Source organism: Pseudomonas sp. Pseusp16 (genome assembly GCF_047324915.1).
GTDB classification, from domain to species: Bacteria; Pseudomonadota; Gammaproteobacteria; order Pseudomonadales; family Pseudomonadaceae; genus Aquipseudomonas; species Aquipseudomonas fluorescens_CD.
The window spans coordinates 18,490-41,691 of sequence record NZ_CP168522.1 but is presented as its reverse complement, the minus strand read 5'-3'; the positions used below and the strand labels follow the sequence as shown (position 1 = coordinate 41,691).

The 23,202-nt window shown below is 51.1% G+C and carries 17 protein-coding genes and 1 pseudogene; 13 read left to right on the top strand and 5 right to left on the bottom strand.

Annotated features, from left to right (window positions below; translation table 11 throughout):
* The 6 genes from ACEN8Q_RS00170 (at position 1) to ACEN8Q_RS00145 (ending at position 7,167) form a co-directional block, all read left to right on the top strand.
* Positions 1–558 carry an NADPH-dependent FMN reductase gene (locus ACEN8Q_RS00170; protein ID WP_413704274.1) on the top strand — a complete coding sequence of 186 codons (558 nt, stop codon included), beginning with the start codon at positions 1–3 and terminating at the stop codon, positions 556–558.
* 122 nt (positions 559–680) lie between these two features.
* A complete protein-coding gene (locus ACEN8Q_RS00165; protein WP_413704273.1) occupies positions 681–1,697 on the top strand; it encodes an AraC family transcriptional regulator in 1,017 nt (338 codons plus the stop codon).
* Positions 1,698–1,973: 276 nt separating this feature from the next.
* Entirely contained in the window at positions 1,974–3,320 is a 1,347-nt protein-coding gene (locus ACEN8Q_RS00160; protein ID WP_413704272.1) for an MFS transporter, read from the top strand.
* Between the two features lie 64 nt (positions 3,321–3,384).
* Positions 3,385–4,125 (top strand): nitroreductase, encoded by a 741-nt coding sequence (locus tag ACEN8Q_RS00155; protein ID WP_413704271.1) that lies wholly within the window; start codon positions 3,385–3,387, stop codon positions 4,123–4,125.
* Complete coding sequence (locus ACEN8Q_RS00150; protein ID WP_413704270.1) at positions 4,122–5,765, top strand: AMP-binding protein; 1,644 nt, start codon at positions 4,122–4,124, stop codon at positions 5,763–5,765. Before ACEN8Q_RS00155 ends, ACEN8Q_RS00150 begins: the two co-directional genes overlap by 4 nt.
* A gap of 139 nt (positions 5,766–5,904) precedes the next feature.
* Entirely contained in the window at positions 5,905–7,167 is a 1,263-nt protein-coding gene (locus tag ACEN8Q_RS00145; RefSeq protein ID WP_413705457.1) for an OprD family porin, read from the top strand.
* Positions 7,168–7,329: 162 nt separating this feature from the next.
* On the opposite strand, the gene ACEN8Q_RS00140 is transcribed toward ACEN8Q_RS00145, so the two are convergent.
* Positions 7,330–7,545, bottom strand: coding sequence for a hypothetical protein (locus ACEN8Q_RS00140; protein WP_413705456.1), 216 nt, complete (start codon positions 7,543–7,545; stop codon positions 7,330–7,332).
* A 1,033-nt stretch (positions 7,546–8,578) separates the two neighbouring features.
* Here ACEN8Q_RS00140 and ACEN8Q_RS00135 point away from each other — a divergent pair.
* The 6 genes and pseudogenes from ACEN8Q_RS00135 (at position 8,579) to ACEN8Q_RS00110 (ending at position 16,451) form a co-directional block, all read left to right on the top strand.
* Positions 8,579–9,472 (top strand): LysR substrate-binding domain-containing protein, encoded by an 894-nt coding sequence (locus ACEN8Q_RS00135; RefSeq protein ID WP_413704269.1) that lies wholly within the window; start codon positions 8,579–8,581, stop codon positions 9,470–9,472.
* A 373-nt stretch (positions 9,473–9,845) separates the two neighbouring features.
* Positions 9,846–10,210, top strand: a pseudogene (locus ACEN8Q_RS00130) (hypothetical protein); the annotation flags it as partial.
* 399 nt (positions 10,211–10,609) lie between these two features.
* The gene (locus ACEN8Q_RS00125; protein WP_413704268.1) at positions 10,610–11,950 is read left to right on the top strand and encodes an aspartate aminotransferase family protein; all 1,341 of its coding nucleotides are present in this window, start codon (positions 10,610–10,612) and stop codon (positions 11,948–11,950) included.
* Between the two features lie 440 nt (positions 11,951–12,390).
* Entirely contained in the window at positions 12,391–13,806 is a 1,416-nt protein-coding gene (locus ACEN8Q_RS00120; RefSeq protein WP_413704267.1) for an APC family permease, read from the top strand.
* A 562-nt stretch (positions 13,807–14,368) separates the two neighbouring features.
* Positions 14,369–15,715, top strand: coding sequence for an aspartate aminotransferase family protein (locus ACEN8Q_RS00115; protein WP_413704266.1), 1,347 nt, complete (start codon positions 14,369–14,371; stop codon positions 15,713–15,715).
* Positions 15,716–15,977: 262 nt separating this feature from the next.
* Entirely contained in the window at positions 15,978–16,451 is a 474-nt protein-coding gene (locus tag ACEN8Q_RS00110) for a hypothetical protein (RefSeq protein WP_413704265.1), read from the top strand.
* 259 nt (positions 16,452–16,710) lie between these two features.
* Here the strand turns inward: ACEN8Q_RS00110 and ACEN8Q_RS00105 are convergent, their stop codons facing one another.
* The 4 genes from ACEN8Q_RS00105 to ACEN8Q_RS00090 all read right to left on the bottom strand — a co-directional run bounded on the left by ACEN8Q_RS00105 (position 16,711) and on the right by ACEN8Q_RS00090 (position 21,339).
* Entirely contained in the window at positions 16,711–16,965 is a 255-nt protein-coding gene (locus ACEN8Q_RS00105) for a twin-arginine translocase TatA/TatE family subunit (RefSeq protein WP_413704264.1), read from the bottom strand.
* A gap of 355 nt (positions 16,966–17,320) precedes the next feature.
* Positions 17,321–18,079 carry a hypothetical protein gene (locus ACEN8Q_RS00100; RefSeq protein WP_413704263.1) on the bottom strand — a complete coding sequence of 253 codons (759 nt, stop codon included), beginning with the start codon at positions 18,077–18,079 and terminating at the stop codon, positions 17,321–17,323.
* Between the two features lie 403 nt (positions 18,080–18,482).
* The gene (locus tag ACEN8Q_RS00095) at positions 18,483–19,940 is read right to left on the bottom strand and encodes a flavin monoamine oxidase family protein (RefSeq protein ID WP_413704262.1); all 1,458 of its coding nucleotides are present in this window, start codon (positions 19,938–19,940) and stop codon (positions 18,483–18,485) included.
* A gap of 388 nt (positions 19,941–20,328) precedes the next feature.
* Positions 20,329–21,339: an AraC family transcriptional regulator gene (locus ACEN8Q_RS00090; protein WP_413704261.1), complete on the bottom strand. Its 1,011-nt coding sequence runs from the start codon at positions 21,337–21,339 to the stop codon at positions 20,329–20,331.
* Positions 21,340–21,797: 458 nt separating this feature from the next.
* Between ACEN8Q_RS00090 and antA the strand changes: the two genes are divergently transcribed.
* On the top strand, positions 21,798–23,201 hold the full coding sequence (gene antA, locus ACEN8Q_RS00085; protein ID WP_413704260.1) for an anthranilate 1,2-dioxygenase large subunit: 1,404 nt from the start codon (positions 21,798–21,800) through the stop codon (positions 23,199–23,201).
* The last annotated feature ends 1 nt before the right edge of the window (position 23,202 follow it).

Below are 23,202 nucleotides of genomic sequence, written 5' to 3'. Positions count from 1 at the left end.
ATGGCCACTGTCGCTCATCGTCTACTCGGTATTTCAGGCAGCCTGCGTTCACAGTCTACAAATACCGCGGTTCTCAAAACCCTCGGCGCTCGATTGGGCGACAAGGCGCAAATGAGCCTCTTCGCACTGAATGATATCCCCCTCTACAACAGTGATCTGGAAGCAGAGACGCTGCCTGCATCAGTGGTTGCGCTGAAAGACGCAATATCACAGGCCGATGGATTGATCATCTGCTCGCCTGAATACAACTATGGCACTTCCGGCGTTCTGAAAAATGCGCTGGATTGGGCCTCCCGCCCCGGCTTCAATTCACCGCTGAAACATAAACCGGTGCTGATCATGACCTCGTCACCCGGCGTGCTCGGCGGAGTACGCGCCCAGTCTCAACTTCGTGAAACGCTTTCCGCCACTCTTTCCAGAGTCATTTGCAGCCCCCAAATAGTCATTCCCGGCGTCAATCAAAAGATTCAGAATGGCCACTTCGCCGACGAAACAACGATCGAGTTCATGCTCGCCGCCGTCGATAATTTGATCGCTGAAATCAATCTCGTGGCTTAGCCATCCAGCAGTAAAGGAGGCCGCAGCACCCGACAGTCATGCACCCAGTCAAGCGGTAGCCGGCATCGCAATGCAGCGAGTCGATCGGAAGACCAAACACAGCTACAGCACACGGAGAACTCATGACTAAGTCCCAGGACAAAGGAACCACGTCAATCGCGCTGGTGCATGAGGCCCTCTACAGCGCCAGGCAACGAGACATCGATGTGGCACTTGCATTAGAGAGTGCCGATATCGACCCTCAACTGCTTGATGCACCGCGAGCGAGGGTTTCTGCCAGCTCATTCGCTCGTCTGTGGGTCGAACTGGCGAATCTGCTGGATGACGAGTTCTTCGGTATCGACAGTCATCCCATGCGCCGTGGCAGTTTCAAATTGATGTGTCATGCCCTCTTTGATTGCGACACCCTGGGCCAGGCGCTGAAGCGGATGCTTTCGTTCTTGCGGCTGGTACTCGATGACATTCATGGAGAGCTACACGTCAAAGAGGATCACGCCTTCATCATCCTGCAGGATCACGGGCACATGAGGCGCCTGTTCGCTTACGGCACCTGGTTTATCCTGGTACATGGCCTTGCGTGCTGGTTGGTCAACCAGCGCATTCCGTTGCAGACGCTTAGTTTCCGCGCCCCAAAGCCTGCGGATGAAAGCGACTACCGAATGCGCTTTTGTGAAGACATTCAATACGACGCGCCAATGACCCAGGTCAGTTTCGACAAAAAGCTCCTGGACATGAAAATTGCACAAACGCCTGCCAGCCTCAGCGAGTTTCTGAAAGAGTCCCCCGCCAGCCTTTTGGTCAAATATCGTAACGATGACAGCATCAGCGCGCAGATAAGACGACGCTTACGAGGGTTGAGCCCGGACAAGTGGCCGGAAAGGGACGAGCTGGCGCTAGTGCTCTGCATGTCCAACTCGACCCTGCAGCGCCGGCTGCAAGCAGAAGGCACCCATTATCAGAACCTCAAAGATGATTTACGTCGCGATATGGCCATCGACCTGCTCTCGCGCGGCGATATGACGGTTAACGAAGTCGCCACAGAAACCGGTTTTCAGGAAACCAGCGCGTTTCACCGCGCTTTCAAGAAATGGACCGGCGTTAACCCGGGCGCCTATCGGCGCAACCATTCGGACGAATAGTGTCCGTTTACCAGAATAACGCACCGCCTTCCCTTCCCCGCTCCATACACGCCGGCCAATAACCCCGCTTTTTTGGCAACCGCGCTTGTCACTCCGTCGCTCTGCCATTGGCGTTCTGCTCTCCGCAAACATGCCCAAATAGCTCACACAACTTGGTCTCGCCAGACATGGGCGGTCCCGAAGCGCCTTCCTAGAATGGCCCCGACGGACTAGCCATCTTGATATACCCGGGCCAGTGCACTTCACCAAAAAAAATAAAATCGAAGGAGACACGATATGCAACCAGTGAACGTCTTTACGCTCGCAGGCGAGTCGAAATTCAACAGATTCCATCGGCTGATTCTTTTCTGGTGCGTTCTGATATTGGTCATTGACGGCTACGACCTTGCCGTTGTGGGTGCTGCATTGCCCGCCATCATGAAGGACATGGGAATTGACCCGACAAGCGCAGGCATCATGGCCGGCTCGGCTCTGTTGGGAACAATGCTCGGCGCGATTTTTCTGGGGACGCTGGCCGACCGCATCGGTCGACCAAAAATGATCGCAATCTGCGTAGCCTTGTTCAGTCTGTTCACAGCGGCTGCGGGGCTCACCAGCGACCCGATCAGCTTTAGCATCGCCCGTTTTATCGCGGGGCTGGGAATCGGTGGCGTCCTGCCGATCATGACCGCACAAATGGGCGAGTTCTCGCCAGCGAAACTTCGTACCCGGCTTGTGACCTTAGTGTTTGCGGGCTACTCCGTGGGCGGCATTCTGGTCGCACTCACGGGCAAACAACTGATCGAGAGTCACGGATGGCAGTCGGTTTTTTACGTCGCGGGTCTTCCCGTGCTGTTGATTCCGTTGATCTTGAAAACCATGCCGGAGTCCATGGCTTTCTTGCTCAAGCAGGGTCGCCAGCAGGAACTGTCCACCCTCATCAAAAGGATCGACCCCGCGTATCCATTGGACAGCCAGACTGTTCTGGCGGGGAATCCTGCCGAGACCCGTTCCTCGCTCAACGCCCCGGTCAAAGGACTGTTCAGCGAAGGCCGTGGCTTCAGTACTGTGATGATCTGGGTGGCCTTCATGACCGGCCTGTTCATGGTCTACGCGCTCAATTCGTGGTTGACCAAACTGATGGCAATGTCAGGCCATAGCCTGGGCTCTGCACTCAACTTCGTCATCGTTTTTAACGTAGGTGCGATTGTCGGTGCGATCGGAGGCGGATGGCTCAGCGACAAGTTCAACATCAAATATGTCCTGGTTTCATTCTACGTGGTAGGTGCGGTGGCGCTGACAGCGATGGGCTTTACACGCTCGACTGAGTTGTTGTTCGTGGTCGTCTTCATTGTCGGCGCCTCCACCCTCGGCACTCAATTGATTGCCTATGCCTATGCCGGCGATTTTTACCCAACCTCAATCCGTTCGACAGGTGTGGGCTTTGCGTCTGGAGTCGGCCGCATCGGCGCAATTATCGCACCGGTACTTATTGGCTGGCTCGTATCGCTGGCCTTGCCACTCGAACAGAACTTCATGGTGATCGCACTCGCGGGCCTCATGGGTGCCTTGGCGGTCACATTTGTAAACCAGGCACGGGCGGACTCCGCCCAGGTCAGCAAAGCGCCAGCGTTGTCCCGCTGACCGAGTGTCTGCAGTGCAGATCTCCTTGTCCGTCTGACTCAATATCAGTTGAAGGATGTGTACCTTGAATCGCTTGTCACTACCGCCGCTGTCAGCGCAAGAACTGAAGCGCACCGTCGACTGGGCAATCGCCTCACGCCGCAGTGTGAGGGCCTTCCTGCCGACTGCCGTATCGCGTGAAGAAATCGAAGCGATTCTGGACGTCGCTCGTTTCAGCGCCTCGGGCGTCAACATGCAACCGTGGCGCGTTCACGTCGTCACCGGCGAAGTGAAGGAACGTTTGTCGATGGCGATCGCCGCCATCGACAACGATCCGCAGCTCAATAGCGATATGCAAGACCCTTACGAATACTACCCCCGCGAGTGGGTCACGCCCTACGTTGATCGCAGGCGCAAAGTGGGTTGGGATCTCTACGGGCTGCTGGGGATTGCCAAGGGCGACAAGCAACGCATGCACCAGCAGCACGGGCGCAACTATCGGTTTTTCGATGCCCCGGTAGGTCTGCTGTTTACCCTCGACAAAGTACTTGAGCAGGGCAGCCTGCTGGATTACGGCATGTTCCTGCAAAGCGTGATGGTGGCCGCCCGCGGTCGAGGCTTGCACACCTGCCCGCAAGCCGCCTTTCTCAAATATCACAAAGTCATCTCAGAGGTGCTGAGCATTCCGGCCGAGCAAATGCTGGTGTGTGGCATGAGCCTTGGCTACGCCGATCCCGCGTCCATTGAAAACACGCTGATTACGGCCCGGGAACCGGTCAGCGCTTTCGCCGTTTTTCATCAAAATAATAAGGAGACCTGTTCATGACGTACACACACGGACTCGATCAGAGCCCGGCGAACCATGTCCCGCTGACCCCCCTCGGATTCCTGGATAGAGCCGCTCTGGTTCATCCTGAACGAGTCGCCATCATCCATGGCGAGCTGCAGAGGACTTGGGCGCACACCCGCGAGCGTTGCTACCGACTGGCTTCGGCGCTGGTGGGCAGAGGCATCCGCCCAGGCGATACGGTCTCCATCATCTCGCCCAATACGCCGGCGATGGTCGAGGCGCATTTCGGGATTCCTTTATCGGGCGCCATCCTCAATACGATCAACCATCGCCTGGACGCCGACGGCATCGCTTTTATTTTGCGTCACAGCGAATGCAAGTTGCTACTGGTCGACTGCGAGTACATGGCGGTCGCCACTGCGGCACTTGAGCGACTCGAACGTCGTCCGGCAGTGATCAACATTCGCGATCACTTGGCCACCGTCCTGGTCGACTCGAAGGTGCCCGACTACGAAGCACTGCTCGCCGAGGGCGACGCGGAATTCGAAGGGGTATGGCCGAGCACTGAGTGGCAACCGATTGCCCTCAACTACACCTCAGGTACCACAGGAGACCCGAAAGGCGTGGTGGTCAGTCACCGTGGCACCTACTTGATGAGCCTGTTGCAGATGACCAACTGGTCGCTCCCTCAGGCACCTCGATACTTGTGGACGCTGCCTATGTTCCACGCCAATGGCTGGTGCTTCACATGGGCGATCACCGCTGCGGCCGGCACCCACGTGTGCCTGCGCAAGGTTGCGGCAGAAGCGGTGTTCGACGCGATTGCCCAGCACCAGGCTGACCATTTCTGCGCGGCCCCCACGGTGATGGCCATGATCGCCAATGTGCCCCAGCCGCCAGCGCTGCCCCACTCGGTTCGTGTACTGACGGCAGGCTCTCCACCTCCTGCAGCGGTGCTGGACGCCGTGGTATCCATGGGTTTCCAGGTTGACCATGTGTACGGCATCACTGAAGTGGCGGGCACACCGATCAGCTGCGTCTGGCAGGACGGATGGGATGAGCTCCCCGCCCGAGAGAAAGCGAAAATGCGTGTTCGGCAAGGCGCCCGGGCCGCAGCGTTCGAAGGCTTGATGGTTGCAGACACAGAAACGCTACAGCCCGTCCCCCATGATGGCCAGACCACCGGCGAACTGTTGCTGCGAGGCAATACCGTGATGATGGGCTACCTGAAAAACCAGACAGCAACGCACAAGGCATTCGAGGGCGGCTGGTTTCATACCGGTGACATTGCGGTGGTTCATGCAGACGGTTACATGCAGATCACCGACCGCTGCAAGGACGTCATCATTTCCGGTGGCGAAAATATATCCTCCGTCGAAATCGAAGACATTCTCCATAGCCATACGTCGATACTTCATGCCGCAGTGGTCGCGCAGCCGGACGATAAATGGGGCGAGGTGCCCTGCGCTTTCATCGAACTGAAAAACGAAGCCCTCTCCCCTACAGAGGCGGAACTCATCGCGTATTGCCAGGCACGCCTGGCTCGCTACAAGTGCCCACGCCGGGTGATATTCATGGAGCTTCCGAAAACGGCCACAGGAAAAATCCAGAAGTTCATTCTTCGCCAACAGGCAGGGAGTCAGGAAGCCATCGTGCGACTGGCTTCAAGCGGCTAACAACGTGATCCCGGATCACGCTGATCCTGCACAACCGACACCCACACATTAATCAACGTCCGGAGCGCAGCCGCGTTGCTCTCTCAGGGAGCGGTGCGCGTTGCAAACACCAAAAACAACAACAAATGGTGCATTAGACATGTCAAGAAAACCCATAACGTCGCTCTCGACAATTCTGTTCACTTGCGCGGCTCCCAACGCCTTTGCAGATTTCATTGGCGATACGCAGACCAGCCTTGAGCTGCGCAATTTCTATTACAACCGTGATTTTCGCAACGATGGCGCCAGCCAATCCAAACGCGATGAATGGGCGCAAGGCTTCATTTTGAACGTGCAGTCGGGCTTCACCGAGGGCACGCTTGGTTTTGGCGTCGATGCGCTCGGCCTGCTGGGGGTCAAACTGGATTCCAGCCCCGACCGAACCGGTTCCGGCCTGCTGGCCTTTGATTCGCAACGCAATGTGAGGGACGAATACAGCAAGTTGGTTCCAACCGCCAAGGCTCGCCTGGGGCGCAGCGAATTACGCATCGGTGGTCTCAATCCGGTGCTGCCCCTGTTGTCCAGCAACAACAGTCGCCTGCTTCCGCAAGTGTTCCGCGGTGGCATGCTGGTATCCAAAGACCTTGAGCCGCTGACCTTCAGTGCCTTACGAATTGATGCCGTGAAGCAGCGGAACTCGACGGACTTTGAATCGCTGACCACGTTTGGCTACAAAGCGGTCAAAGCCGATCACTACACCTATCTGGCATTTGACTACAAAGCGTTGCCAGGACTTTCGCTCAGCTACCATGTGGCCGAACTGGAAGATCTCTATCGTTCGAATTTTGTCGGTTTGAAGTTTGAACGAGCGCTAGGAGCCGGATCGGTGATCTCCGACGTTCGCTATTTTTCTGCCAGCGAAACCGGGGACGAAAGACTGGGTGAAGTGGACAACCGGACACTCAGTACGCTGCTTTCCTATCGTCAGAGCGGCCACACGTTCGGCGCCGGCCTCCAGAAAGCCTGGGGTGAAACATCATTCGCCATGATCAATGGCGCCGATACTTACCTGTTCGGCGAGTCGTTGGTGAGCACCTTTACCGCACCCAGAGAACAGGTTTGGATAGCACGTTACGATTTCGATTTCGCAGCAGCCGACCTGCCAGGCCTCACTCTGGGCTTGAAGTACGTCAAAGGCGACGAGGTAGACCCCACCCTTTTGAAAACTTCACAGGCCGCCTCTCTACGATCCCTTGGGGAAGATGGCAAGGAATGGGAGCGCGTTACCGACATCACCTACACCGTACAAAGCGGCCCGTTCAAGAACGTATCGGCACAGTGGCGCAACTCCACGAATCGCTCTACCTATGCCGACAGCGCTAACGAAAATCGTCTGATTTTCCGATACACGTTTAAGTTCTGAAAGACATCACCAACCGATGAGCGGTATTGATCCCGCTGAACACCGCCTATATGTAATGTTGTCCTGAAATAGCTCCAAATAGCCTTTGAATCTCAAAGGCTATCTACACGTCCTAAGAGGTTCCCCCCTACCCGACCATCCGCAATGATGTGATTGGGGCGGTCACGCGAGCTTAATGGTACCGCCCTGAATATCGTCTCGCGCCATCCGCAGATCGCTGGCATCTTGGTTGAGCCGATGAATCAGGTTGAGTAACCGTTGGCGCTGCACCTCATCCTGGAGTTGCTCCGCTGCGCGCATCACATGAATCGCCGCAGCCTCATTGTTGGTAGCGACGGAGTCGAGCAACTTGCGCATGCTTCTTGATGGCCGATTCATCTCTAGCCCTTCAGTTTTGGTTGCGCGAATCATATGGAAGGTTTGTTTCGACAGTGTTTCAGCAGCAGTCGCCCTGCTGGGCTATTTTCAGTTCACATAGTTTTCACACTAGGCTCCCTATGTTCGTACCAGCTCCTTCATCATCCCTTTAGCCCACGCGCTCCTCGTGGGCTTTTCTTTGCGTGCCATAGGCACAACCGTTTCTATGAGTGGTTGCCCATTGAGCATCCACATTCGTTGCTTCACGAAATGAATGAAAACTCCGTTTGCACCGACTTCCCGGCAGAAGCCCTATTACTGCTGAGCCTCACAATAGAGGATCAATCATGGATTCCATCGGACTTCACATCCTGTCTTAGCCAAATTGTCCGAGCCGCTCCGAATCTCAGCGCCGATGACAAATACAGAAAATTGATGGAGGGCGTACGCCGTCGAGGCGGATGAATCCCGCGTGAACAAACGGGCGGGGGCGAAGAGCATTGCTCTAAAGCAATTTCACCGCCCCTGAAGCTAAACAGATTATATATGTATAAAACAAGGATCGTATACATGGGCGACTCACGAAGTCGCGGCATCTATGAAGAGCGAAAAAACTATCAATAAAACGAAAAAATGATAATTTAGTTAAAGAAATTTTCAATACAATTTTTACCTAACCAAAATTTAAGTATATTTAACCAAAATATTCGGATAGTTACCGCTTATCTAATTCAAGCCAATCACTGATATAGTTCAGTTACAATACAGCCAGCACCAATTCGGTGCGGAGTATATTTTAGCGCTTTTCCAATCTGCTACAATCTTTCCCGATCGTGTCCATCAGGTAACATTTTTTTCGCGATGTCAGTAGGCGCAAACTATCAAAGCTAGAGCACTGATTATCAAACTCTTTAGTAACGCGTTTTGCCGGCCCTCTGGCAGGCCACCATAGCTGTTACACCCTTTGTGCCTTCCCTAGCAGCCAGTCAATGCGGTAGAAAGGTGCGATTTTTGCTAGTGAATGCCTAACCTCCACCAACGCGACACATGAATCATGGATACCAAGAAATTACTGCTTGCTGTGAGGCTAGGTGAAACACTCCATTTCGGGAAGGCTGCGGAAATTGAAAACATGGCGCAGTCAGGCCTGAGCGCGCAGATTGCAAAATTGGAGAGTGAATTGGGCTTCCGTCTTTTCGTTAGGGCAAATCGCAGAGTAGCTCTCACAGAAGCAGGCGAAATATTCATCAACAAAGCACGCACTATAATAGCGGATATGCATAACTCTATTGTGGAGTGCAAGGCGCTGGCAGACAACAAGCGTGCCGTGGTGAAGATTGGTTTATTTGGCGACCAAGCCGCAGAATACACACACCCGATGTTCGCCCTTTTTCAAAGGCTAAATCCAGATATTCGATTGGTATTTATCGAATTACAGATGACAAACCAAGTTCAATCCTTAATAAGCGGCAATGTTGATGTCGTACTGATGCGAATTCCAACTCATGATGAAAGATTAGAATACGTTGAACTTTTCAAAGAACCTCGAGTTGCTGTCGTTCCCGCCACACACGAACTTGCATGCTTAAATTCGCTAACTGTATCTGACCTACTAGATAAACCATTCGCCATCCCTGCAGAAGGCGCGCCCTCTGATCTGATTTCGTACTGGAGCTTGGCTGATATTAGAAATGAGCCGAGCAAAATTGCAGCCACTGTAAGAACTATACCTGAAGTTATATCTGCAGTCGCATACGGGGGAGCCTTCGATACTTTTCCATCATCTTTAACGAAAGCATACGATCATCCCGGCATACGATATATTCCTATTGAAGACGCGTCTTACAGCACGATGTCACTTGCTACGCTTCAAGGTAATCGAAGCCCAGGTATAAGGGCGTTACGTTATTGCGCATCTCAGACATTTCAAATTGATTTCCTTCCCTAAACTAGGATTACTGACTTCTCCTCGCGCAGCCTCCTTATACAAGTACGCGTATTTTTTCATGGCGAGCGCCTGATTTCTAATCAGACGAAAAAGTTTTGGTTAAGAAAGCAATGAGCTGCCTCCCTATTGGAAGTTGACCACTGGCTTCTCATCCAACATATCCCCAATGGACTGATCCGAGGCCTTATTCTCCATTGCTGAAGACGTAAGGGGGGATTCAAGCCATGGGCATCCGCGCTTGCACTACTGCGAAGGGGAAATGAAACGCACATGGGATACGTTTGTATTTTTGTAGTTGGGGAGTCATAAAAAGCTCTTTGAACCGACGACTCAGTGACTCGGGCGCTTCGGGGCCCAAATCAACCGCTAGACTCTGCTTTCATGCCGCGCTGAAAGACTTGTGGGGGTAGATTACGAAATGGATCAGGTAGCGCCCAGGAGAGGCCTACTGGAAATGATCGAGCCGTATTACCCAAAGGCTGGTGGTGGACGTACACCGTATCCGCCGAAAACCATACTGCGCATCCATCTGCTTCCCTGTGTCAGAGCACCATCGTCGGTGCGACGATTATTCTTGCTCCCAGTTCGACCAAGAACGAGGAAGGCAAGCGGGATCCTGGAATGCATCAATCGACGAAAGGTAGTAACTGTTTCTCTGGCCTGAAGGCGATATCGGCGCGGATGTAAAGTCGGGGCTGGTTCATCACATTTACGGGCACGGCAGCGAATATCGCCGATCCAAAAACGCACGCACCTCGGTAAATCACGCTACGCTCCCACACCCAGATTTTCTGGGGCGCTTACCGATGAAAATGGCCAAACCCCTGCGTCATTTCCGATCGCACCTAGACACTGCCTTCCCCTCTGCTGCTCCTATGCCTCTCTCGTGGAGTTTCCACTGATCTCAAAGCGTGATTGATCAATCAGCTTTGGCGCGTTGAACCAACCTTCAGATGGTCACATGATCGCTACGTCGATTCATGAAACACGGGCTGCAATATTGCTGAAAATAATTCTGGTTCTTGATGCGGTGCTTTCACTCGGGGTTTCAAGGGCTACAGGCATCTTAGACCCTTCTGTTATTTCGCAAGACTATTGTTTCAGCTCCATACAATATCTACTAAACGAGAGACCACAATGAACAACGTAGAAAAATTATTGGAGTTGGATCGCCGTCACTTAGTCCACCCTCACTTGCCCCTGAGCGATCTAAATCGCACCATCTTCAATCGCGGTAAAGGGTGTAAGTTATGGGATGTTCAAGGACGGGAATACCTTGATGCTACGGGAGGGCTGTGCCTAGCTCAAATAGGTCACGGACGCGAAGAGATGGCAGAAGCGGCAGCTCGCCAGATGAAACAGTTGGAGTATTTTACCTGCTTTTGGGACTTTTCAAACGAGCGTGCAATTGAACTGTCTGAGAAACTCGCGAAACTCGCCCCGGGCGACTTAGAGATGAGCTTTTTCACCAGCGGCGGCTCTGAGGGTGACGATGCAGCGATCAAGACCGCTCGCTACTATCATCATCAAAAAAGCGAGCCTAAGCGTACTTGGATCCTTTCCCGAACAAACGCATACCACGGCTTGGCATATGGCGGCGGTACAGCAACTGGCTTCGAAGAAATGCGCGAAGGAACAGGGCCAGGCTTGCCACATGTTGCGTACCTGACTCAGCCAAGTGCTTACCGTACCTACTATTTCGACGGCCAGGATCCCACCGACTTCTGTGTAGCGGAGCTCGAAAAAACAATCGCTTCTATTGGGGCAGAAAATATTGCTGCAATGATTGCAGAGCCCATCATGGGTGTTGGCGGCATGGTGAGTCCTCCTGCCGATTACTGGCCTCGAATGTCGAAAGTTCTCAAGAAGCATGGCATTTTGCTTATTTTTGACGAAGTAGTAACTGCTTTTGGGCGAGCTGGCCACTGGTTTGCGGCAGAGAAGTTCGGCATTACTCCAGATATCCTGGTTACTGCCAAGGGAATTTCAAGCGGATACATTCCACTTGGTGCTGTGCTGATGACCCGCGATGTAGCAGATACTGTTCGGGAAGGTCACGGTTATCCACTCGGCTACACCTATAGCGGCCATCCTGTTGCATGCGCTGTCGCGCTACAAAACATCCGTATACTCGAAGAGGAAAACTTGGTAAGTCGCTCAAACGAAATGGGGGTGTACATTGCAGAGCAACTTTCCACACTGCGTGACAATCCATGCGTAGGTGAGGTTAGGCAAGCTGGTATGGCAATCGGAATTGAATTGGTTACGGACAAACACTCTCGTCAGCCCCTCCCAGACCTTGCCATGATGATTCCGAATATTATTCGAGAAGAAACTGGAGTAATCGTACGCATTAGCAACTCTACCAACCTTGTTATGGCTCCCCCGTTGATTATGTCCCGAGATGAAGCGGATCGGGCAGTGGAAGCAGTATGCACTGTTCTCTCACGGGTACGACCTGACGGTAACGTCTGCTAACTATAGAAAGTCATCTTAGAGCTGGAAGTTCGCACCGCAGATCCAGCTCTAAGAACTGCAACCTTCCCTCCAGAAACTCAATCGCTTAAATAAAAATAATAGGTAGCGACACTTGAACATACTAAAGCCAGTCATCCTCCTGCCATCAGTTGCATTATCAACGGCATCTTGCCAAATGGTGCAAAAAAAATGAATGACGTCTATTGTCACCTCCTTATCGATCATTGGCGTAATTCAGTAACACTGTAACTGTGTTCGCCACTTTCAATAGGCGGTCTTGCTGTGTCTCTTACGCTGAAAAGTAGGGACTCTTCAAAACCCAGACGCTAATAAAATGCATTCGAGAAACGCTCGCATTTCCTATGATTTTGACTATCAACACTTGTATGTGGTAGCCGAGTTATGGCGATGCGTTGTATATATTTCGCTAGGAGGACCTCATGCAAAACCATGATCGGCAACATAATCTAAAAACAAACTCTCTAGGTGTATCCGATATTGTATTTTTTGTAGTTGCTGCAGCAGCCCCTCTAGGTGCAACCCTTGGTGGTTCACCCGCAGTTTTCGCTATCGGCGGCCGTAGTGCTCCAGGGCTATACCTGTGTGCGTCTTTAATCCTTATGCTTTTTGCCATAGGGTTTGCTGCAATGAGCCGATATGTTGTTAGTGCTGGCGGGTTTGCCGAACTTGTTAAGGTTGGTATTGGAAATCGCGTTGGCCATGCGGCATCTGGTATTGCAATACTCGCGTATGTCTGCATGCTGGCTGGAATCTACGGTGCATTTGCCGCTTTCAACTCAGAACTTATAAAAAACCTCACCCATATCGAAATTAGCTGGCAATTAAGCGCATTATTTGCGATTGTAATAGTTGGGGTGTTCGGCTATCTCGATGTAAATATATCGGCTAAAATTCTCGGATTCTTGATGATTCTCGAGGTTTTAATTCTTGTCATATTCGACATTGCCGTTCTTATCAAGTCAGATCCCACCAACATAACTTTTACAAATTTTATACCTACAGATTTTAGTGCGCCAGGCCTTGGCGTAGCATTAATGTTTGCCTTCGCTTGCTTCGTTGGATTCGAATCAACAACGATATATGGCGAAGAAGCCAAAAACCCTCACAGGACAATTCCAATCGCAACCTACATCGCAATTGCATTGATTGGGATTTTTTACACGCTAACCACTTGGTGCCTGGGCATTGCGTATTCTGACAGTGATATACAAGCCGCCGCAGGGGGGGACCTGGTCAACTTCGTATTTAACGTCAATACCAAGTTCGTCGGACTCTGGTCCACCAATCTGATGCAAATATTAGCAGTAACTAGTCTCTTTGCGGTGCTGTTGTCATTCCATAATGCCTTGTGCAGATACTTCTTCTCCCTCGCGCGCTCAAAATTTCTGTTTAATTCACTGAGCCGGGTGCATCCAAAGCATTGCAGCCCTCATTATGCAAGCTCAGCACTCAGCATCATCACTCTTGTAATAGTCTTGGTTTTTATGCTTGTAGGGGCTGATCCAATCAACAATCTTTACATGTGGATGGTTGCACTAGGAACGTTAGCGATCCTCGTTCTACAGGCCATGGGCGCAATTGCGGTTATTGCCTACTTCAGAAAGACTCGAAATGGCTTCTTCTGGCAAGGCTTCATTGCACCTATGTTAGGAGGAACAGGACTTATCCTTGTGGTGATACTTGCACTCACCAACTTCCAAGAGTTGAGTGGCGCCAAGTCTGGAATGGCAAGTCTTTTGCCGTGGTTAGTGCCGATAGCGGCCATTGTTGGCATAATAAATGGGAGACGCAAGGCTGCAAATTTTATTTCAGATGAAAGCCCGGCATCAAATTAAAATTGTAAAAATATAAACTTGAGATGCTGACTTGTTACTCTCCTTGGCTTGACGTCCGTGTATCTCGTCAAGTCAACGGCTGTCCCAATCGGGTTTACAGCTACTACACAAGTAACTAATTCAGTTTTCAGTTTCACCAAGCAGGGAGATCTTCCATATTAGAATCCCGCACGCTGTCGCTGGCAGACCGAGGGTAACTTTGGGGTGGTGCTGATAAAAAACTGACTCTCCCTGCCGATTGAAAATTGACCCAGGGCGGATTGCTGATTTTTTGCATCACCAGTAGTAGACAGGAAGAAATGCAGCGATCACGAAACGCGATCAAGAAATCCAGAAATGATGATTGCCCGATCCCTGATCGCGAAAATAATATGACCGATGCTTCCATCAAGCAACCAAAGAGTGATCAGCTCGGTGCCAACGGGAACATAATCTATGTTGAATTTTCACCTGCTGTAAGTTCGAACATCGAAATCCAAGGCGAGTATTGGACAAACGCATCGGCACCATCCGAGCTCAGCCCCCTAAACGACTGTTGTTATATTTTAATGCGGAAATAGCCATGAAGCTTGATTACCAACAATCTCTAAAAAACTTCTCCGAAGCCTTTAACCTTTCCAAAAAAGAAACAACCAAGGGAAAGGATTACATTCCAGGAGGATTTAGCAGGCGCACATTTGGCTTTGGCCCACATGCAATATTCGTCGATAAGGGTGAGGCTCAATATATTCACACTATCGAGGGAAAAAAACTACTGGACCTCAATAACAATTTCTCGACCAATGTACTGGGCCATAATCATCCGGCTATAGTCAAAGCGATTGAGGAGATGCTGCCGAATGGCTTTTCATTCGGCAACCCGACTGATCATGAGCTGGAACTGGCCAAGCTGCTATGTGACAGGATTGAGTCCGTCGAGCAGGTTAAGTTTTCTTGCTCAGCTAGCGAGGCGTGCCTCAGCGCCATACGTATTGCAAGGGGTTACACTGGCCGTAAGAAAATCGCCAAGTTCGAAGGCGGCTATCACGGATTTACGGATGACTTGGCGATCTCAGCTCATCCCAACCCAGCAAACTTCCCCGGCCCAGACTTCAACCCAAAAGCGCTGCCTGACTCCGACGGCATCCCAACCTACAAAAGCGACAATGTCGTTATTTTGATTCAAAATAACTTCGAAGCTTGCGAGAAAATCCTTCGCGGAAATGCCGAAGATGTCGCCTGTGTCATCATGGAGCTGCAGTCCTGCGCGGGTGGTATCGTCGAGCTGGATAAGACGTTCGTTCAGAAGCTCCGCGCTCTAACTGAAGAACTGGGCATTGTGCTGATCGTCGACGAGACCGTCACCTTGCGTGCTGCATACAATGGCCTTCAGAGCGTGTACCAAATCAAACCTGATTTGACTGTACTGGGCAAGATGATTGGTGGCGGTCTGCCTATCGGTGCGGTTGGCGGTAGCCGGAAGGTGTTCCGAGTGCTGGAAGAGGACCAAGTCATGATCTCCGGCACTCACCATGGTCACCCACTGGCATGCGCCGCAGGTATTGCATGCCTTAAAGCCATGGATGAGAAGGCCTATAAAAGGCTTAACGACATGACCGCGAAGATCAAAAATGAACTGAACACCTGGGCAGCAGAGTTCAAGTACCCATTCACTATTTTTGGTTCATTCTCGGTATTCGCGTTTGCGTTTACCCATGAGTTTGGCCAGACAATCAACACTCATCGCGACTATTGGCACAAAATCGACGAAAACAGCATGAGCATCTACGCGCTAGAAATGGCTACTCGCGGTTACTTTCCAGTACACCGTGGTCAGGTCGGTCTAACACTTCCTATGACTGATGATGACGTCATCGGCTACATCGAGACGACGAAGGACGTCATCCGTCTTATCTATTGCAAAGATTGACCCCAATGTAACCCGGCCGGTGTATCAATGGTCTGTATATGCTGGCCGGAACACACCGGCCCCTGCTAGATGCCGCGCCCCCTTAACCATTCCTCGCAGGCTTGGACCGGGCACAACCGCTTCAACGCCGGCACGGAGAGCCTGCGGCCGCGATTCGCAGTCTGAATGCTATGAGGGCGGACTATTCCGATTTGGGAGAGCTTTACCAGATCAGCATTATCTCAACTCACGATTAGTTGCCGTCAGCAGGTTGGAGACGCTTGTGCTTTGGCCGAAACCTTTTGCGATTTCGTTGGAGAGGTTGGAAATCGGTTTTACGCCGTCTGGCTTTCGAAACCGGTTGAAGCAGGAAATCCAATCGGGAGACGCGGCTAAATACCCTGGAAAGCCGGCATTAATCCAGAGATTAGGACGCTGTCTTTTCGAAGACCATGACCATAGAGGGATTGGAGCGGCCTTGAACTTATTACATGGATTTATCAAGAACGAAGAGGCTTTCACCAATGTGAAAATGAACCTTCGACGTGAGCTTTATGAAACGCTCAAGCTGGGAAGTTTCGATGACCCGGAGCAGGGCTACACCCAACTGAGCAGCCGTAGAACCGAAGAACGTGAACGCCTCAATCAGATGCTTTCTGAAGGGGATTCTAGTAATGGTGCTGCCGAACCATATGTACATGTATACGAATCTCCAGCAACTTATCCAGAAAGCAGCTTGATTCTTTGGCCGAAGTGACACCGGTCACTTGAACTGGATATCCAGCCCAAAAAATTTGTCAAGACCAACGATAAACAACTGTTGATACCAGTTGTGGGACCTCGACGTGCCCAGGATCATCTCTGTCGTACTCATGTCTGTAAGTCAGAAAGTCCGCTTTTGATAGCATTCTGCCGGTCAGACCAGAACGTGGGCGTCAGCTATCACTCTGATTAGGATAATCGTTGACATGGTTAATGGCGGTGCTGATCCAATCTCACACGTAAAAAAGTGATAATCACTCTGTAGCAGCGCGGATAGCAGCTTCAGCATTCTGACAGCTCGAGGTATTAGTTGCCTGATGCGGCTGAGCTGTGAGCGATGATTGAGCCGGAGTTTTCTCAGGGGATGTGTCATCGTCATTCATCGCCTTTCGAAAACCCTTAATGGTTTCACCGACATCGGTACCTAACCCCTTGAGCTTTTTCGTGCCGAAGACCAAAATCACAACTACCAAAATTACAATCCAATGTTTCCAATCCATGATGCCCATTTCATTCACCTTTGGCTGAATAGTTATTAGATAAATCTAGATGAGGGTAGAGTCTCAACAACTCATCAGGGATTACTCAAAAATCATCGACAACGAGCTTCGAAATTAGAGGCGCCTTGGAGCGGGGACGACAAACTGAGGTCATTTTCAGTATCACATTGTCATGACTCGCACCAAAAAAGTGCCTTCAATAACTGAAGGCACCACCACCAAAGGAGTAAGATGGAAGCCATTTATCAAGAGCCACCACAAAAGCGACTCTTTTATTTCCAAAAGTACATTCGTTATGGTGTCCTGCCGAAACCAGGCTCCCTGATCTCCACCCACAAAGTGGGTGCAAGCTCTTAACTACATTTTAAGAGCCATGTGCAACGCCATTCGAATTTACTGCTTCTGACTTTTTCTCTACATTTGCGACGGGCCCACGCCAGGCTATAACACCAAGCCAAATGTAGAACAGCGGCGTGGCATAAGTTACGCCTGTGAGTGCTAAACCAGCTAACTCGCCCATATCAAGAATTTTTCCGAAGCTCGAAACGAAGGCACAAGCAGCGTTGAGGAACACCACCACTGCGAAAGCTTTTTTGTGTCGCCACAAGATTATCGAAAGACCGAGATACCATACGCCCGACAAGAAGAATTCCAGTCGGCCCCACATGCCGTCCTGAACAGCCATAGTCAGGATCCGAAAAGTTTCCTGGGTAATCAGTTGAGTAGCTGGATCGATGGACGTCGCGTGCAAAACGGTCAGGACCGGCCAGACAACAGAAAGGATAGCCGCGCCGATGGCACCCACTACTCCGAAGAGGATACCTGCGACCGTGGAGACGGATAGCAGATACGGTCGGTCTTCTCTGAGAGCAAACCACAGATACAAACCTGAGGGTATGCTGAATAGATAGAAGCCAAACATGTCGCTGAGCATCATCCACTTAAGGTTCGGTGAACCGGCGACACCAACATCGAGTTGGCCGACAATGTTACCCGTGGCTTCGTACTCAAAACTGCCTGCTTGGATGGCTAGGTAGACAGTGTTGAAACAAAGGAATACTGCCAAAATGTTTAGCAGCAATAAAAAACGATTTCGCGTGAAATGAGTGAGAACTGGATTCATTTTGTAATCCCTTCTGCGGCCAGAGGCTAATTATTAGAATTCGCGAGTTTGCAAATTATTGCAGCACGCGTACCGGGGTCCGATACCGGACCGTAGGGCATACCATTGCCAGGAACCAAGGACTGTGGATCAGTCAAAAACAAGTCAATCGTGCTAGGCGTCCACTTTAGACGGCTCTGTGTCATTGCTGTGGAAAATACATATCCCTGAAGGGATCCCGACATCCGCCCCAAAACTCCATGGAGGTTTGGACCGAATTTGGTGTCATCTCCCTCAGCAACCGAATGACACACAGAGCATTGACTCCAGCTGAGCTCGACTCGCACGGGGTCACACTCTTGCTGACTAGCAATCGCGCTGCAAGGAAGTAGCGCGATCACGACTGTCCCCAAAGTGGCCTTAATCACGCCTTGCTAGTAAGTAGCTCGGAGGCGACTCGACCAGCGCGGAGCCCTGTTTCGATAGCACCGTCGATGAAACCACGCCATCCATCCGCAACGTCTGAACCTGCAAAAACGATTCGACCCTCGGTCTTCCGCATGTCAGCCCCGTATTTGCTCCACATCCCTACCTTATAGTCACACCAGCTGCCTTTGGAGTAAGGGTCATTGGTCCAATCATAAGCGAACGTATCCAGAACTTCGGCGTCAGGCAGCAGCTTCTCTACCTCCTTGAGCACGAGATCTTTGTTGTTGTAGTCAAAGCCAGGAGTCGGGTATCCCATGCAGAAAAGCGTAGTGTGATCGTCATAGAAATGGTCGGTGTACACCATGTTTACCGGGTGCCCTACCCCGGCCAGACTCTGGTAGGCGCCCTTGTTTCCTTTGACCTTGATCTTCAGCTTGAAGCCTGCACCTACATGGCGCTCTTTGCTCGCGGCAACCTTGCCTGGCAGCAATGCAGGAGACCATTCGATGTCATTCCAGCAATTCATTGGCATCGCCACCACGCAAGCACGGGCCTTGAAAACGTCTCCGCTTTGAGTAGTTACCGTGACTCCGGTCGCATTCTGCTCGACTTTACGGACAGGCATGCTTTTACGAACGTCCGCTTTGCTCTCATTCAGCATGCTATTGATAAGCGAAGATGTACCCGACTTGATGTAGTACTGGGTGCAAGCCCGCAGAAGCCTGCCCATGTCATTGTCTGCGCGGGCGTACCAGTGAATCTGATCCAACATTCCCGCAGTTTCCAGGCTGCCACTTACTGCCGTGGCGAAGAAGGATTCAAGGATCGTATGGGTAGTGATATCCAGATCGATCTGCTTCAGACGCTGAGCAATGGAGATATCGTCGTGTTTCAAGAAGCTCAGATCGAAATTTGGATCATAGGGCCGTGGGAATGCATTGATCAGGTCGCCGCAGAAAACCTTCATGCCTTTGTCCAGCATTGCAAAGGAGTCAGCCGGGTCGACGTTTTTCAGCTCATTGTTGATGAGTACGGTGCCATAGGTAGGGTTCGCGCCTGGCGTCTCATCAATTTCGAGCCCATACCGCTTTAATTCAGCCCAAACGTGAGGCTGGTACCAATGGACCCATTGGCCTCCGACTTCGGACTGCTGACCGAAAATATCTGCCGTCCAAGTACGACCACCGAGGCGATTGCGAGCTTCCAATACCAAACATTTTTTCCCTTGGGCTCCCAATTCGCGAGCAGCCGTTGAGCCCGCCATACCGGCACCAATGATGATCACATCATAAGCACCGTTAGGCTGGCTGGTTTTACTGTTGTCTGATGCGGCTGCACGCACCAGCGAAGAGGCCGCTAACGTTGTTGCACCCAGAGCCATACCCAACAAAGTGCTACGCCGGCTCAGTTGCAAAGGTTCTTTTTGTTCTGGATCTTTATCGTTAGTAGACATTTTTAATCTCGCACCCATAGATAAACACGCGCCTAGCTTCGGCTAACCGACGAAAGTAAGCGTCGGCCTTTGTATACTTTCACAAATCACGGGCGTATAGAACATTGGAAACCTCATGGAAGCCGCACCTCCAACTCATACTACCGCGCAGATCCATTCCACATGATACGACCAATCGGTACAATCCAAAAACTTAGCAAAATAATCCGAAAAATTTGCTTCAAGCCAAAAAATACGGATCACCCCTGCAACACCCCCATATCAATGAACATATCAGCAGTGACAAACCAAAATGACGGTAAAAAAAATGGCCTGGGATTAGTTATCAGCCAGGCCATTTTATGAATAACAAAATGCATTAAAGACGCACAATCAAACTGCGAAACCATCACATATGCGCACGACTACTATCATTCCGATGCATTGTCGCACTTGGAATTTCATTGAAAAGCTTTTTATACTCACTTGCGAACCGCCCCAAATGATTAAACCCCCATTCAGTTGCCACAGTTGAAATATTTATCCCCCTGCCGCCCTTTAGTAACTGCTTACGTACTTCAGAGAGACGTAGTTTTTTAAGGTAGGCCATAGGGGACATGCCCATATGCTTTCTAAACCCATCAAAAAGCTTAAACCTCGAAACTCCTGCCGCAACCTCAATATCCTCTAGCCGAATATCTTCCCGAGCATTGGAGTGAATAAAATCTTTAGCTTTTAACAAATAGCTTGGCAGCCTACCGATCAAACACTCCTGTATTTCATCGGTGTAATTATTTTTCTGAGCCAGAATCAGCCCACGGACAAGAGACGCTTCAATATCTCTAGAAAATAGCGTTTGATCGAATACAGCTCCTCCAGCCTCTTGCTCCGAAACGAAGTGCCCTATCAGGCGCCACCAAGAGGCGCTGGCCCCAGCCTGTCCGTCCATCACGGGATCAAAATTGATAGGGATTTCAACAGGGCGCTTGAGGATTTCTTCGAGAGCCAGCCTCATTGTTACGCGTGGGATAACCACAGAGAGCTTTTTGCAATCACCTGCCATGGATAGCTCCTGGCTGTGAAAGGGCGAGACGATGACTCCGATGCTCCTATTCGAGTGGATACGGTTTCCCAGGTAGAGCAGCTCCTGCTCGCCAACAAGAGGCAAACTTAAACTGTAGCTGTCCAGATGTTCGGATCCTTCGACTCCGATTCGGACGTCAGCACCGTATTCCATGGTGCCCAGCGTTGTAGCATACGACCGAAAGACTCTCGCACTATGCCGAAAAGACACCCGATCAGGCTGGGCGCTCTGGAGACTGTGGGGACCGCATACTTCCTCCATCCATGCTCGGGCTCCTGCCATGTCATAGCTGTTGATTCGGATATCACTATGGGTAACGACATGAGGCTCAGTCATTAGCAAGGCTCCACGATTACGGATGACGTGCGCTCTTCGGCGCGTCCCCGTTGGGCAGCAAGACGTATGCCACAGAGGTACCCAGAAGGGGAAATCTGCCTATCCGGACACCCTTATCCGACTAAATGGATAGTACCGATGCTCAGAGCGAATTATCCTTCGCGCAGTAACACTCCGCGCACCATTTTAGAGCGCAAATACCGATTTACCGCCCCACCTGTTACCAAAGGAAAATAGTAAAACGCTAATTATCGGCACCATTCTACCCACCGAATAGTAACACTTAATTCAATGATGATTATCGTTCTCATCAAAACCTTCGACATATAAATGTATACATCTGTTAATCCTATCGATCACAAATAGTGGACTTAAGTCATCTACAAACCGGATAGACCAATCGCGGCTGTCCCCCTCTAATGGGAACCCTGCATAGCCGCACGATTGAGGATCTACCTATGAGCCGTATGCGTGATATTAGCCAGTGGCAAGAATATATCGAAAGCTGCTTAGACTTCCGAAGTGAAGAAGGCATCTACCGCGTTGCTCGCGACATGTTTACAGAGCCAGAACTTTTCGACCTAGAGATGGAGTTAATCTTCGAAAAGAACTGGATTTACGCATGCCATGAAAGCGAAATCGCAAACAAACATGACTTCGTTACAATGCGCGCGGGACGCCAACCACTAATTATCACCCGTGACGGCGAAGGTAAGTTGAATGCATTAATAAATGCCTGCCAACATCGCGGCACAACTTTGACTCGCGTAGGGAAAGGAAACCAGTCCACATTTACCTGCCCATTCCACGCTTGGTGCTACAAAAGCGATGGTCGGCTCGTTAAAGTAAAAGCGCCGACTGAATACGGCGAAGACTTCGACAAAGCAACTCGCGGCTTGAAGAAGGCGCGCATTGAAAGTTATAAGGGCTTCGTATTCGTTAGCCTTAACGTACAGGGCACGGACTCGCTTGAAGATTACTTGGGCGATGCAAAAGTGTTCTTCGACATGATGGTCGCCCAATCTCCTACAGGTGAACTGGAGGTCCTTCCTGGTAAGTCGGCGTACACCTACGATGGCAACTGGAAGTTGCAAAACGAGAACGGCCTCGATGGCTATCACGTAAGCACCGTCCACTACAACTATGTGTCGACCGTACAACATCGGCAGCAAGTTAACGCTTCCAAAGGCATTGACTCCGGCGACACCCTTGATTACAGCAAGTTGGGGGCTGGCGATACCGAAACTGACGATGGTTGGTTCGCCTTCAATAACGGGCATAGCGTCCTGTTTAGCGATATGCCAAATCCAGAGGTTCGCCCAGGCTACGCCACCATCATGCCTCGTTTGGTCGAGGAGTACGGCCAAGACAAAGCTGAATGGATGATGCACCGCCTGAGGAACCTGAACGTTTACCCAAGCATGTTTTTCCTGGATCAGATCAGTTCGCAGTTGCGGATCATCCGCCCAATCGCTTGGAACAAGACGGAAATCAACAGTTTTTGCCTAGGCGTGGTGGGAGAGTCCGATGCCGACCGCGAAAATCGTATCCGCCAATTCGAAGACTTCTTCAACGTTTCCGGAATGGGCACGCCGGACGACCTTGTAGAGTTTCGTGAAGCCCAGCGCGGTTTCCAAGCCCGTCTTGAGCGCTGGAGTGACATTTCCCGAGGTCGTGACAAGTGGACAACTGGTCCGACTAAAAACACTGAGACCATCGGGATTTCACCCGCAATGATTGGTGCCGAGTTCACGCACGAAGGCCTGTACGTCAACCAACATGGAAACTGGCAGAAATTTCTGCTTGACGGTCTCGCGCGTAAAGCGGCCGACGCCGAAGCGCTGAAACTGAAAGAGGTATAAG